10 protein-coding genes are annotated in these 13,387 nt (G+C 73.5%); 2 read left to right on the forward strand and 8 right to left on the reverse strand.

What is annotated here, in order from left to right; all coding sequences use genetic code 11:
• Positions 1-71 precede the first annotated feature (71 nt).
• The gene (locus M1D46_RS10090) at positions 72-4,109 is read left to right on the forward strand and encodes a molybdopterin-dependent oxidoreductase (protein ID WP_456285469.1); all 4,038 of its coding nucleotides are present in this window, start codon (positions 72-74) and stop codon (positions 4,107-4,109) included.
• A gap of 59 nt (positions 4,110-4,168) precedes the next feature.
• Here M1D46_RS10090 and M1D46_RS10095 read toward each other — a convergent pair whose 3' ends face one another.
• Complete coding sequence (locus M1D46_RS10095) at positions 4,169-5,572, reverse strand: MFS transporter (RefSeq protein WP_456285470.1); 1,404 nt, start codon at positions 5,570-5,572, stop codon at positions 4,169-4,171.
• 185 nt (positions 5,573-5,757) lie between these two features.
• Here M1D46_RS10095 and trmD point away from each other — a divergent pair, with 185 nt between their 5' ends.
• A complete protein-coding gene (gene trmD, locus M1D46_RS10100) occupies positions 5,758-6,456 on the forward strand; it encodes a tRNA (guanosine(37)-N1)-methyltransferase TrmD (protein ID WP_271171723.1) in 699 nt (232 codons plus the stop codon).
• A gap of 15 nt (positions 6,457-6,471) precedes the next feature.
• Here the strand turns inward: trmD and M1D46_RS10105 are convergent, their stop codons facing one another.
• Genes M1D46_RS10105 through nirB form a run of 7 tightly spaced genes read right to left on the reverse strand, consistent with a single transcriptional unit; the run spans position 6,472 to position 13,369 of the window.
• Positions 6,472-6,756 (reverse strand): DUF6457 domain-containing protein, encoded by a 285-nt coding sequence (locus M1D46_RS10105; RefSeq protein ID WP_271171724.1) that lies wholly within the window; start codon positions 6,754-6,756, stop codon positions 6,472-6,474.
• A complete protein-coding gene (gene mobA / locus M1D46_RS10110; RefSeq protein ID WP_456285471.1) occupies positions 6,740-7,318 on the reverse strand; it encodes a molybdenum cofactor guanylyltransferase in 579 nt (192 codons plus the stop codon). The genes M1D46_RS10105 and mobA overlap by 17 nt, the downstream gene beginning before the upstream one ends.
• Positions 7,315-8,019 (reverse strand): sirohydrochlorin chelatase, encoded by a 705-nt coding sequence (locus M1D46_RS10115; RefSeq protein ID WP_282977632.1) that lies wholly within the window; start codon positions 8,017-8,019, stop codon positions 7,315-7,317. Before M1D46_RS10115 ends, mobA begins: the two co-directional genes overlap by 4 nt.
• The gene (locus tag M1D46_RS10120) at positions 8,016-9,146 is read right to left on the reverse strand and encodes a uroporphyrinogen-III synthase (RefSeq protein ID WP_456285472.1); all 1,131 of its coding nucleotides are present in this window, start codon (positions 9,144-9,146) and stop codon (positions 8,016-8,018) included. Before M1D46_RS10120 ends, M1D46_RS10115 begins: the two co-directional genes overlap by 4 nt.
• Positions 9,143-10,378 (reverse strand): uroporphyrinogen-III C-methyltransferase, encoded by a 1,236-nt coding sequence (cobA, locus tag M1D46_RS10125; RefSeq protein ID WP_271171728.1) that lies wholly within the window; start codon positions 10,376-10,378, stop codon positions 9,143-9,145. Before cobA ends, M1D46_RS10120 begins: the two co-directional genes overlap by 4 nt.
• A 4-nt stretch (positions 10,379-10,382) precedes the next feature.
• The gene (gene nirD / locus M1D46_RS10130; RefSeq protein WP_271171729.1) at positions 10,383-10,793 is read right to left on the reverse strand and encodes a nitrite reductase small subunit NirD; all 411 of its coding nucleotides are present in this window, start codon (positions 10,791-10,793) and stop codon (positions 10,383-10,385) included.
• Positions 10,790-13,369, reverse strand: a complete 2,580-nt coding sequence (gene nirB, locus M1D46_RS10135) for a nitrite reductase large subunit NirB (RefSeq protein WP_324011410.1) — start codon at positions 13,367-13,369, stop codon at positions 10,790-10,792. Before nirB ends, nirD begins: the two co-directional genes overlap by 4 nt.
• Positions 13,370-13,387: the final 18 nt, after the last annotated feature.

Genomic DNA, 13,387 nt, shown 5'->3' on the forward strand with positions numbered 1-13,387 from the left:
GTGCGGCGAACGTCACGACGGGGAAACGGCGCGGGAAAGGGAGCGGAACCTCCCTCGCGCATCATCGGTGCATGCCCTCACGCACCGTCTGCTCCTACTGCGGCGTGGGCTGCGGCATCGTCGTCGAGACGCGGCCCGACGCGTCGGGCCGCGCGGCGGTCGCGACCGCGTCGGGCGACCGCGCGCACCCGACGAACCGCGGCCGCCTCTGCACGAAGGGCGCCACGCACGCCGAGCTGATGGCGGCGCCCGGGCGCATGACGACGGCCCTGCTGCGGCCCTCGCGCGGCGCCGACGCGGTGCCCGTGCCACGGGACACCGCGATCGAGGAGGCGGGACGACGCCTGCGCGCGATCATCGACGAGCACGGCCCCGACGCCGTCGCGGTCTACGTCTCGGGCCAGATGTCGATGGAGGCGCAGTACCTCTCCAACAAGCTCGTCAAGGGGTGGATCCGCGGGATCCACATCGAGTCGAACTCGCGGCTGTGCATGGCCTCTGCCGGGACCGGCTACAAGCAGTCCCTCGGCGCGGACGGGCCTCCCGGCTCGTACGAGGACATCGACCGCGCCGACCTCTTCCTCGTGATCGGATCGAACACGGCCGACTGCCATCCGATCCTCTTCCTCCGGATGGCCGACCGCCTGAAGGCGGGCGCGCGCCTCATCGTCGTCGACCCGCGCCGCACGGCCACCGCCGACCGGGCCGACCTGTTCCTCCAGATCGCGCCGGGGACCGACCTGGCCCTGCTCAACGGCCTGCTGCACCTGCTCGTCGCGGAGGGCGCGATCGACGAGCGGTTCATCGCCGAGCACACCGAGGGGTGGGACGCGATGGCGCCCCTCCTGGCCGACTACCCGCCCGACGCGGTGGCGCGCATCACGGGCCTCGCCGAGGAGGACATCCGCACGGCCGCCCGCTGGATCGCGGAGGCGGGCGAGTGGATGACGCTCTGGACGATGGGGCTCAACCAGTCGACGCACGGCACGTGGAGCACGAACGCCATCTGCAACCTCCACCTCGCCACGGGCGCGATCTGCCGTCCCGGCAGCGGCCCGTTCTCCCTCACGGGCCAGCCGAACGCCATGGGCGGGCGCGAGATGGGCTACATGGGGCCGGGTCTCCCCGGACAGCGTGCGGTCTTCAGCGCAGAGGACCGCGCGTTCGCGGAGGGGATCTGGGGGCTCGAGGCGGGCGCGATCCGCGCGGAGTCGGGCACGGGCACGATCGACATGTACCGCGACATGGCGGATGGCCGGATCAAGGCCGCGTGGATCATCTGCACGAATCCGGTCGCCTCCGTCGCGAACCGCGACACGGTCATCCGCGCACTCGGGGCCGCCGAGCTCGTGATCGTGCAGGACGTGTTCGCGCAGACCGCGACCGCCGCGTACGCCGACATCCTCCTGCCTGCGACGCTGTGGGTCGAGTCGGAGGGCGTGACGGTGAACTCCGACCGGACGCTGACGCTCGTCCAGGCGGTCGCGGACGCGCCGGGCGATGCCCGGCCCGACTGGCAGACGATCTGCGACGTCGCACGCGCGATGGGGTACGAGCGGGGGTTCGCGTTCGCGTCGGCGGAAGAGGTCTTCGACGAGATCCGGCGGTTCTGGAACCCGCAGACGGGGTGGGATGTGCGCGGCATCGACTACGCGCGACTCCGCGGCGGGCCCGTGCAGTGGCCGTGCCCTCCCGAGGACGCCGCCGACCGACACCCGATCCGCTACCTGAACGACGGCGTGAGCCAGCGCCCGCACACGGCGTCCGACGGCACCACGCCGCGTCTGGCTTTCCCGACGCCGTCGCGGCGCGCGCAGTTCCTGCCGCGGCCGCATGTCGCGCCCGCCGAGATGCCCGACGACGCGTTCCCCTTCGTGCTCAACACCGGACGCCTCCAGCACCAGTGGCACACGATGACGAAGACCGGGCGGATCGCGAAGCTGAACCGGCTGAATCCGGGCCCGTTCGTGGAGATCCACCCCGCGGATGCCGAGGAGCTCGGGATCGGCGACGGCGACGAGCTCGAGGTCGCGTCACGGCGCGGGCGCTTCGTCGCGCCCGCGGTCGTCACCGACCGCGTGCGCCCCGGCGGCCTGTTCGCGCCGTTCCACTGGAACGACGAGCACGGTGAAGACCGCACCGTGAACGCCGTGACGAGCGACGCGGTCGACGCCGACTCCCGCCAGCCCGAGTTCAAGATCGCCGCGGTGTCGGTGCGCCGGATCGCGCCGGCCGCGTCCGCCGCTCCCGCTGCGCCGGAGGCGACCGCGGCGCCGGGCCTGCCGGCCTTCGCGGTCGCGGCGCCCGAGCCAGCGCCCGCCGAGCAGGTCTACCTCGCCGGCTTCCTCTCGGGGCTGGCCTCGACCCCGCCGCCGGCCGGGCTCGTGCCGGTGCTGCCCGCGACGGCTCCGCTCTCCGACGACGTGCGCGCATGGTTCGACGGGGTGCTCGCGGGCGTCTACTCGCGCGTCCCGGCGGCGCGCGCCGAGCCGACGGGACCCGAGGTGACCGTGCTGTGGGCGTCGCAGACGGGCAACGCCGAGGAGTTCGCGCACGCGTGCGTCGCGGCCGTCGCCGAGCGCGGCATGCGCGGGCGGCTCGTCGGGATGGACGCGTTCCGCGCCGCGGACCTGGCCGATGTCGAGCGCCTCCTCGTCGTGACCTCGACCTTCGGCACCGGGGGGCCGCCGGACAACGGCTCCGCCTTCTGGGATGAGCTGCGCGGAGAGGACGCGCCCCGGCTGGACGGCCTGCCGTACGCCGTGCTCGCGATGGGCGACTCGACCTACGACGACTTCTGCGGGCACGGGCGCAGCATCGACCAGCGCCTGCGCGAGCTGGGCGCGGTCGCGCTCGTCGAGCGCGTGGACTGCGAGCCGTTCGACGATCTCCCCGCGGCGCAGTGGCTCGAGCGGGCGCTCTCCGCGATCGCGGGAGCCGAGGCGCCGCCGGCGGCGGCACCCGCTGCGCCCGCACCCGCTCCCGCGGCGCCGTTCACGCGACGCAACCCGCTCGGCGCGCCCCTCGCGCTCAACGTCCTGCTGAGCGGAGACGGCTCGCAGAAGGAGGTCCGGCGCATCGGGTTCGACCTCGCCGAGGCGGGCGTCTCGTACGAGGCCGGCGACGCGCTCGGCGTGGTGTGCGACAACGCCCCCGAGGTCGTCGCCGACTGGCTCGACGCCGCCGGGCTCGACCCGGCGGCCGTGGTGCACATCGACGGGCAGGACCAGCTCTTCGAGCACGTGCTCCGCACGCGGTTCGACATCACCCGGATCGGGCCGGACCTCCTCGCCTTCGTGTCCGAGCGCAATCGCGACACGACGCTCGCCGCGCTCCTGCGCCGCGACAGCCGGCACCGCCTCGAGCAGCACCTGTGGGGCATGCACGCGGCCGACCTGCTGCGGGAGTTCCCCGTGATGGCCGCTCCCGAGGAGTGGGTCGAGGTGCTCGGGCGGCTCGCGCCGCGGCAGTACTCGATCTCGTCGAGCCCGAAGGAGGGGCACGGCCGCGTCGAGCTGACGGTGTCGGTGGTCCGCTTCCGCACGGACGACGACCGCGCGCGCGGCGGCGTGTGCTCGACCTTCCTCGCCGACCGGGCGCAGGAGGGCGCCGTGCCGATCTACCTGCAGCGCTCGGCCCACTTCCGACCCCCGGCCGACCCCGCCGCTCCCATGATCATGATCGGCCCTGGCACGGGCATCGCGCCCTTCCGGGGCTTCCTCCACGATCGACGCGCCGACGGGCACACGGGGCGCAACTGGCTGTTCTTCGGCGAGCAGCACGAGGCGACGGACTTCTACTACCGCGACGAGCTCGTCGGCATGCACGAGGACGGCTTCCTCACCCGGCTCGACACCGCGTTCTCGCGCGATCAGCGTCAGAAGATCTACGTGCAGGACCGCATGCGCGAGCACGGCGCCGAGCTGTGGCGCTGGCTCCAGGAGGGCGCGAGCGTCTTCGTCTGCGGCGACGCCGAGCGGATGGCCAAGGACGTCGACCACGCGCTGCTGGAGATCGCGCGGGTGCACGGCGGCCTGGGCGAGGACGACGCCCTGCAGTTCAAGAAGGAGCTGACGGCGGACCGCCGGTACGTGCGCGACGTCTACTGAGCGCGGATACGACGATGGCCCGGTCTCGAGACCGGGCCATCGTCGTATCCGCGCGGAACTCAGATGCGGTGACGCGCGAGCGACGCGCGCGGCACGGCGTACACGAGCGCCGTGATCGCGAGCAACACGGCATAGAGGGCGATGAAGCCCCAGAAGGCGAGCGTGTAGCCGCCCGTCGCGGCCTGCGAGGCGTTGAGCACCTGAGGGATGACGAAGCCGCCGTAGGCGCCGATCGCCGAGATGAGCCCGAGCGCCGCCGAGGCCTTGCGCTGGGTGCCGACCGAGTGCGCCTCTCCGGCCGTGGCCGCGCCGCGCGCGGCGAAGATGCTCGGGATCATCCGGTACGTCGCGCCGTTGCCGATGCCCGTCGCGAGGAACAGCACGAGGAAGCACGCGAGGAAGATCCAGAAGCTCCCGAGGGGGAGGGTGAGGATGAGCGCGAGCGTGGCGGCGATCATGAGCGCGAACGCGGCGATGGTCATCCGCGCGCCGCCGATGCGGTCGGCGAGCCGGCCGCCGTACGGGCGGGCGACCGATCCGACGAGCGCTCCGAGGAAGGCGAGCGTGAGCGACGCCGAGCCGACCTGGAAGGTCGAGAACGCGGGGAACTGATCGGCGATGAGCTTGGGGAACACGCTCGCGAAGCCGATGAACGAGCCGAACGTGCCGATGTAGAGGAGTGCCATGAGCCACAGGTGCGGCTCGCGGAGCGCGGCGGCCGCGCCCGCGACGTCGGCCTTCGCCGTCGAGAGGTTGTCCATGAAGCGCCATGCGCCCCACATCGCGACAAGGATGAGCGGAACCCACATCCATCCGGCGAGCTGGATGTTCAGCGTGCCGGCCGCGCCGAGCGTCACGACGATCGGGACGAGCAGCTGCGCGACCGACGTGCCGATGTTTCCGCCCGCGGCGTTCAGGCCGAGCGCCCAGCCCTTCTCCCGCTGGGGGAAGAAGTAGGTGATGTTCGCCATCGAGCTCGCGAAGTTGCCGCCGCCGACGCCCGCGAGCGCGGCGACGAGGAGCAGCACGCCGAACGGGGTGTCCGGGTTCTGGACGACGATCCCGAGCAGGATCGTCGGGACGAGCAGGAGCCCCGCCGACACGATCGTCCAGTTGCGGCCGCCGAAGCGCGCGACCGCGAAGGTGTACGGGAAGCGCAGCGTCGCGCCGACGAGGCTCGGCAGGGAGATGAGCCAGAACTGCTCGCCGCTCGCGAGCGCGAACCCGGCGCTCGGCAGCATCACGACGACGATGCTCCAGAGCTGCCAGACGATGAAGCCGAGGAACTCGGCGAAGATCGACCATCCGAGGTTGCGCCGCGCGATGCGCCGGCCGGTGCTCTGCCAGAACGCCGGATCCTCGGCGTCCCAGCCGTCGACCCAGCGGCCGGGGCGGACGACGAGAGACGAGGCGGATGAGGGGAGGGTGGTGCTCTCGGGGGTGGTGCTCGTTGGCGTGGCCATGGCGTCTCCTGATGAGAGGTCCGACAGCGGAAAGGGATGCGCCTCCGACGCTAGGGGGCGCATGTTTCCGCGTGCGGGGGAGGCGGTGACGGACGCATCACCGTCCCGTCACGCGCCGCGCCCGGCCGCGATGACCGTCGTGTGACATGCCGGAAACACGGCTCCGGCGCTCCTAGACTGGGGGGATGCGCATCGACATCGTCACGATCTTCCCGGCGTTCTTCGATGTGCTCGACGTCTCCCTCATCGGCAAGGCGCGCGATCGCGGGCTGCTCGACCTGCGCGTCCACGATCTGCGCGATGCGACGCACGACCGGCACCGCACGGTCGACGACACGCCGTACGGCGGCGGGGCCGGCATGGTCATGAAGCCCGAGCCGTGGGGCGAGATGCTCGACGACGTGCTCGGCGACGACGCGGTGCTCATCGTCCCGTCGCCCGCGGGGGAGCGGTTCACGCAGGCCGTCGCGCGCGAGCTCGCCGACGAGCGCCAGCTCGTCTTCGCGTGCGGGCGCTACGAGGGGATCGACCAGCGGGTCATCGACCACTACGCCGAGCGCGGTCGCGTGCGGCTCGTGAGCCTCGGCGACTACGTCCTCAACGGGGGCGAGGTCGCCGCGATGGCGATGATCGAGGCCGTCGCGCGGCTCGTGCCGGGGGTCGTCGGCAACCCGGAGAGCCTCGTGGAGGAGTCGCACGAGATCGGGCTGCTCGAGTACCCGATCTACACGAAGCCCGCCGTCTGGCGCGGCCTCGAGGTGCCGCCCGTGCTGCTGAGCGGGAACCACGGTGCGGTCGACGCCTGGCGCAGGGAGCAGAGCATCGAGCGGACGCGCCGCGTCCGCCCCGACCTCCTGCCGGACGAGCTCCGCGCGGGCGAGTAGCGCCGCGAGGCGGCCCTACCGAGCCGCGCCGTCGCGCCACTGCGCGGCGAGAGCCGCGACGAGGCGCACGGCAGCCTCCGCCTCGTCGGCGGATCCGCCGCGCCGTCCTGCCGCGAGGCCCGCGAGGAAGGCGCTCACGGGCGCGGCCGGCCGCGCGACGTCGTGGGCCACATCGCGCGCGAGGTCGAGGACGAGCGCGATCGAGACCTCCTCGCGCGGCAGGTCGAGCCGCTCGCACACGGCGTCGACCCAGGTGTCGAGTGCCTCCGGAGGGAGGGTCCGGTCAGTGGTCTCGGTCATGGTGCCGCCCTTCGCCGCGTGCCCGCTCCAGATCCTGCCAGGTGTCGACGTCGGCGACCACTCCCTCATGCGCGCGGACGACCGAGATCGAGAGCTCGGCGATGAGCTCGCGGAACGACGCACCGGCGACGGGGATGCGCTCGGCGCGCTCGCGCAGCGCGCGCGTGCGGTAGCGGCCCACGAGCCACTGCGGACGCCCGCTCTCGTCGGCGAGGCACACGCCGTCGCCCGGGGGCAGGAGCGCCGCCGCGTCGTCGAGCACTCGGACCGCCTCCTCGACGCGAGGGAGGTCGGTGGCGAGCACGAGCACGCTCTCGGCGTCGACATGCGGCAGCGCGGCGGCCACCGCGGCGACGGGGCCGCCGTACTCCGGCTCCTCGCGCACCCAGAGGACGCCCTCGACTCCCGGGCGCGGAGGGCCCACGACGACGACCGGCGCGCAGCTCGCAGCGGCGTCGAGCGCGCGGGCGAGGAGGGAGCGCCCATCGACCTCGAGCAGGGGCTTGTCGACGCCGCCGAGCCGGGACGCCCGCCCGCCCGCGAGGAGGATGGCCGCGGTCATGCCGCGGGGAGGAGCGCGAGCGCGTCGCGGTACCGCTCCGCCACGATGGCCGCGACGCGGCGGTCCGCGCCGAGCGGCGCGGTCACGACGTCGGCGCCGGCCTGGCGCACGAGGTTCGCGAAGAAGCCGGGCGCGAGGACGTAGCTCGCCGCGATGACGCGCGCGGCGCCGGCCGCGCGGGCGGCCTCGACGGCGTCGGGGATGCGCGGATCGGCCCCCGCCGCGTACCCGATCGTCACGGGGACGGGCAGCACGCGACGCAGGCGCGCGGCGACCCCCTCGACATCGGCGACGGACGCCGGGTTGGTCGATCCCGCCGCCGCGAGCACGACGTGATCGCCCTCGCGTCGGCCGGCCTCTGGCGCGTCGGCCTCGTCGAGTCGGGCCTCGAGGACGAGCGCGAGCAGGTCGTGGGGCCCGAGCGCCGGGGCCTTGACCACGTGCGGGAACGGCGCCACGGCGCGCGCGATGTCGACCTCGGTGTGGAACCCGGTCGAGAGGAGGAGCGGGACGACGACGGCGGGCCCGTCGGCTGCCACCCGGGCGACGACGTCGCCGACCTCGGGCTCCTCGACGTCGACGAACGCCTGCTCGACGCGCACATCCGGCAGGAGCGTGCGCACCTCGTCGACGAGCGCCCGCACGGCCTCGCGGCCCTCCTCGAAGCGGGTGCCGTGCGAGCACGCGATGAGCGTCGTCATTCCTGGTCCTCCACGTTGAGACGATAGCCGCGCTTGACCACCGTCTTGATGACATCCGGCACCCCGAGCGCCTCGCGCAGGCGCGCCACGGCCATCTCGACCGCATGCGAGTTCTGGCTCGAGCGCGGGAGGGCGTGCTGCAGCTCGGCGCGCGTGACGACCGCGCCGCGCGCGCGGAACAGCATGTCGAGCACGTCGATGCCCGTGCGCGAGAGCGGCACGAAGCGCCCCTCGATCACGGCGCCGCCGCTGCGCAGCTCGAAGCGGCCGGCGCTCGTCTGCGCGTGCGGGGCACCGCCCGCGCCGAAGTAGGCGACGACCGTGCGCACGAGGGAGCCGAGCCGACCCCGCTCGGCGACGACGGGGTGGAGCCGCGCGTCCTGCAGGGGGCCGGCCGTGATCGGTCCCACGGCGGCGAGGAGGAGCCGACCCTGGGCTGCGCGGTCGCGGATGTCCTCGAGCGCGTGCGCCGCGGAGGCCGCGGCCACCCACTCGGCCGCGCCCGGCGCGGACGTGAAGAGCACGGCGTCGACCTCGCCGTCGCCGGCCTGGATGACCGACCGCAGCACGACCTGGGGGTCGGGTGGCGGGCCCCATCGGTACACGGTGAGGCTGACGACGTCGGCGCCGTGGCTCTCGAACAGCTCGTCGAGGCCGTCGGCGCCCGATCCATGGTGCTGCACGGCGATCCTGCGCCCCTCGACGCCCTGCGTCACGAGGTACTCGCCGAGCTCCGCGGACGTCTCGGACTCCGCGACCCAGTCCGCGGTGAAGCCCGCCTGCTGGATCGCGCCGCGCGCCTTCGGGCCGCGCGCGACGATCTGCGCGCGTGAGAGGGCGGCCGCGAGCTCGTCGGCGAGATCCGCCTCGAAGGCGGCCTCCATCCAGCCGCGGAAGCCGACTCCGGTCGTGGCGACGACGATGTCGGGCGGGTTGGCGATGAGCGCGCGCGTCGCGTCGACGAGCGCCTCGTCGTCGATGTGGGAGACGATCGTCACCGCGGGCGCCTGGCGCACCTGCGCTCCGTGGCGCTCGAGCGCGGCGGCGAGCTCGCCCGCGCGACGGTCGACGGCGATGACGACGGTGCAGCCGTCGAGGGCTGCGGAGAGGGGAGGACGTGCGGTCACGTGGTGGTGTCACCTGCCAGCTCGGGTTCGGGGAGGAGGAGGGATGCGCGCGCGACGTCTCCGATGACGATCACGGCCGGGTTGCGGACCCCCGCGGCGCGTGCATCGGCGACCGCGGCGGCAAGGGTCGTGCGTGTCGTGCGCTGCTGCGGGGTGTGCCCGCTCTCGACGATCGCCACCGGGCGGTCCTCCGGCACGCCGTGCGCGAGCGCCGCCGCGACGATGCGCGGGAGCGCCGCGACGCCCATGAGGAAGACCGTCGTGACAGCGGCATCGGAGAGCGCGGCGAGCGTCGTGTCGGCGATCTCGCCCTGGCCGTTCACGATGTGCACGGACGCGGCGGTTCCGCGGTGCGTGACCGGGATGCCGGCCGCCTGCGGCACGGAGACGGCGCTCGTCGGCCCGGGGACCACCTCGACCGGCACGCCGGCCGCGAGGCAGGCGGCGAGCTCCTCGCCGCCGCGGCCGAAGACGAACGGGTCGCCGCCCTTCAGCCGGACCACGCGGCGCCCTGCCTGCGCATGCGCCACGAGGAGCCGGTTGATCTCGTCCTGCGGCACGGGATGGTGGCCGGGGCGCTTCCCCACATCGATGACGAGCACGTCGGGGTCGAGCTCGGGCAGCAGCGCATCCGCCGGGCCGAGCCGGTCGGCGACGACGACGTCGGCCTCGGCGAGGAGCCGCCGCGCCCGCACGGTCATGAGGTCGACGGGGCCCGGGCCCCCTCCGACGAGGTCGACGCGGCCGGCCGCGCCGCCGCGGCGTCGGCGCAGCGGGAGGCGTCCCGAGACGAGGAGCCGCTCGATCGCGTCGCGGAGGCGCGCCGCGCGACCCGGGTCGACCCCGGCGTCGGACATCACGCCGACGACCACGTCGCCCGAGCGCGTGTCGGCGGCGATCCGCGCGGTGCCGTGCGCGCCATCCGATGCGTTGACGCACAGGACGCGCTGCGCCTCGCAGAGCGCGGCCACGCGCAGGTCGACCTGCAGGTCGCCCGTCGCCGTGTGCACGAGCCACGCTCCGTCGAGGTCCTCGCGGCGGAACCGCCGCGGCGCCCAGGGCACGCCGTGAGCCTCCACGAGGTCGCGGACCGCGGGCGAGAGGTCGGGGGCGACGACACGCGGCAGGGCGCCGTCGTCGAGGAAGCGCTGGAGCCGCCGCGCCGTGACCGCGCCGCCGCCGACGAGGAGCACGTCGCGACCGGACAGCGAGACGCCGAGCATCGTGGTCATCGGCTCACTCCCATCGGATGTAGACGTCGTCGCCCTGCTGCGACACGGGCCAGACCCGCAGCGAGCGGGGATCCTTGCCCTGCGTGTCGAGGCACGCCCCCGTCCGGAGGTCGAACACCTGCTTGTACATCGGGGACGCGACGGTGGGGGTGTCCTGCCCCGACTCGACGTCCTGTCCGGTCTCGACGAAACGCCTTGTGCCGACGATACCGCGAGACATGACGTGCGCGTCGCTGTACGGGTCCAGGTTCGACACGGCGTGGATGGCGCCGCCGGGCAGGAGGAACAGGGCGATCTGCGTGTCGCCGATGAGCGCGGCGCGGCCGCGCTCGACCTCGAGGTCGGAGACGGCGCACACGCGCACCCAGGAGCGGGCGACGGGGGCCGTCGCGGGATCGGTCTGCGTGAGCGTCATCGACGCACCTCCAGGGTCGTGCCGGCGATGAGGACGCCGCCGGCGGCGCGCTCCTCGGGGCTGGCGGGGCGGATCTGACCGCGTTCCGGCACGAACGCGATCGAGGGATCGGGGGTGTCGGGGGCGTTCACGAAGGACTGGAAGCGCTTGAGCTTCTCGGGGTCGCGGAGCGTGGCCGCCCACTCGTCCTCGTAGTTGTCGATGTGCGCCGCCATCGCCGCGTCGAGGTCGGCGCAGATGCCGAGGCTGTCCTCGAAGATGACCTCCCGGAGGCCCTCGATGCCGCCCTCGAGCTCCTCGAACCACGGCGCCGTGCGCTGCAGCCGGTCGGCCGTGCGGATGTAGTACATGAAGAAGCGGTCGATGGCCGTGAGCAGCTCGGCGTCGCTGAGGCCCTCGGCGAGGAGCTGCGCGTGGCGCGGGGTGAAGCCGCCGTTGCCGCCCACGTACATGTTCCATCCCGTCTCGGTCGCGATCACGCCGACGTCCTTGCCGCGGGCCTCTGCGCACTCGCGCGCGCATCCCGAGACGCCGAGCTTGAGCTTGTGCGGGGCGCGCAGGCCGCGGTAGCGCAGCTCGAGCTGCACCGCCATGCCGACCGAGTCGAGGACGCCGTACCGGCACCAGGTCGATCCGACGCACGACTTCACCGTGCGCAGCGACTTGCCGTAGGCGTGGCCCGACTCGAACCCGGCGTCGATCAGCCGTGCCCAGATGGCGGGCAGCTGCTCGAGCCGCGCGCCGAACATGTCCACGCGCTGCCCGCCCGTGATCTTCGTGTACAGGCCGAAGTCGCGCGCGATCTCTCCGACCGCGATGAGGCCCTCCGGCGTGACCTCGCCGCCGGGCATCCGCGGGACGACCGAGTAGGTGCCGTCCTTCTGCATATTGGCCATGACGTGGTCGTTCGTGTCCTGCAGCGTCGCGTTCTCGCCGTCGAGCACGTGGCGGCCGACGAGGACGGACAGGATGCTCGCGAGAGCGGGCTTGCAGATGTCGCAGCCGCGCCCCCGCCCGAAGCGCTCGATGACGGCGGAGAACGTGTCGAGACCCGAGACGCGGACGGCGTCGAAGAGCTGCCGCCGGGACATGTCGAAGTGCTCACAGAGCGCGTTCGAGACGGTCTGCCCCATCTTCGCGAGCTCCTGGCCGACGATCTTCTTCACCGTGGTGAGACACGAGCCGCACGTGGCCCCCGCCTTCGTGCACGCCTTCACCTCGCCAGCGTCGGTGCAGCCGTCGTCGTGCACGGCCGAGCGGATGCGCCCCGCCGTGACGCTCGAGCACGAGCAGATGATCGCCTCGTCCGGGAGGTCGCCGCCGGGAGCCTCGACTCCGCCCTCGGGCATGAGGTAGGCGACGGGGTCGGCGCCCAGCGCGCTGCCCAGAAGCGGGCGCAGCGAGCCGTATGCCGACGCGTCGCCGACGAGGATGCCGCCGAGCAGGGTCTTGGCGTCGTCCGACAGCACGAGTTTCTTGTACACGCCGGCCACCGGGTCGGCGTAGCTGACGTCGAGAGCGCCCGGCGTGCGCGCGAACGCGTCGCCGAAGCTCGCGACGTCGACGCCCGAGAGCTTGAGCTTGGTGGAGTCGTCGAAGCCGGGGAAGGTCGCGTCGCCGCCCAGCAGCCGCGTCGCCGCGACCTCGGCCATGGCGTACCCGGGTGCGACGAGGCCGATGCACTGGCCGTCGAAGCTCGCGACCTCGCCGATCGCGAGGATCGACGGGTCGGCCGTGCGGCAGCGGTCGTCGATGACGACCCCGCCGCGTGGGTCCGCGGGGAGCCCGGCGGCACGGGCGAGCTCGTCGCGCGGGCGGACGCCCACCGTGAACACGACGATGTCGGCGCCGACGTAGGAGCCGTCCTGGAACTCGAGCCCCGCGACGTTGCCCGAGCGGTCGGGGTCCAGGCGGGTCGTGCGGGCCTGGGTCAGCACCTCGATCCCGCGCGCCTCGATGAGGCGCCGCAGCGCGTTGCCGCCGGCGAGATCGAGCTGGGCCGACATGAGGCGGTCGGACGACTGAACGACCGTGCACGCGACGTCGAGACCCTGGAGCGCTCCTGCCGCCTCGAGCCCGAGGAGCCCGCCGCCGATCACCTTGCCGACGAGCGGCCTGCCCAGCTGCGCCGACCGCGCGGCGACGAAGTCGCGCATGCGCTGCACGTCGTCGATCGTCCGGTAGACGAAGCAGCCGGGGAGGTCGGAGCCGTCGACGGCGACCTTCGCGGCGTAGGAGCCCGTCGCGAGGACGAGCGTGTCATAGGGGATGTCGCGGCGCGCGGCGGTCGTGACGGTGCGCTCAGCGCGGTTGATGCGGATGACCGGCTCTCCGGGGAGGAGCTCGACCCGATCGTCATCGAAGACGCCGGGGTCGAGGGTCAGGTCGTCGGGGGTGGCTCCCGAGAAGAACGATGTGAGGCCGACCCGGTCGTAGGGCAGCCGGCGCTCCTCGCCGAGCACGGTCACGTGCCAGGGGTCCGTCGTGCGGCTGAGGAGGCTCTCGACGAAGCGATGCGCCACCATCCCGGCGCCGACGACGACGATGCGAGAGGGGAGGGGGTCCACGGCGGTCATGGCGGCTCCTGCGTTCGA

Source organism: Microbacterium sp. JZ70 (assembly GCF_053903225.1).